Annotated in this window: 1 protein-coding gene; it reads right to left on the bottom strand. The window is 44.7% G+C overall.

What is annotated here, in order from left to right; all coding sequences use genetic code 11:
- Positions 1–3: 3 nt before the first annotated feature.
- On the bottom strand, positions 4–454 hold a 451-nt coding region (locus ACQ5DJ_RS29975), incomplete at its 5' end, for an S-adenosylmethionine:tRNA ribosyltransferase-isomerase (protein ID WP_429845625.1).

A 454-nucleotide genomic window follows, 5' to 3' on the forward strand; every position in this document is an offset into this window, starting at 1 on the left:
TGATCAAGCGATCAACACACAGAACTGATACCCTGGATAGATAAAGATTTGTGTATCGCCTGTCCATGCGGCAATTTTTCCCCCAGACGCTTGCGCTGCACTTTCTAAGGCACGTGTTGCTGTCGTTCCGACGGCAATTACTTTGTTGCCACGTGCTTTGGTTTCTTGAATCAATTTTGCAGTTGCTTCAGGCACATCACACCATTCACTGTGCATGATGTGATTTTCGATCTGATCTGTACGTACAGGTAAGAATGTTCCAGCACCCACATGCAAGGTTACAAACGCTTTATTTACGCCTTTTTGCTCTAATTCTTCTAATAGGGCTTGGTCAAAGTGCAAACTTGCTGTTGGTGCTGCTACGCTTGCTAATTTGGTTGGATCGTTAAACACGGTTTGATAGCGTTCTGTGTCAATGGCTTCTGCTTCACGATTAAAGTAAGGCGGAATAGGC

The sequence above is a fragment of the Brevibacillus sp. FIR094 genome (genome assembly GCF_050477165.1).
In the GTDB taxonomy this organism is placed as follows: Bacteria; Bacillota; Bacilli; order Brevibacillales; family Brevibacillaceae; genus Brevibacillus.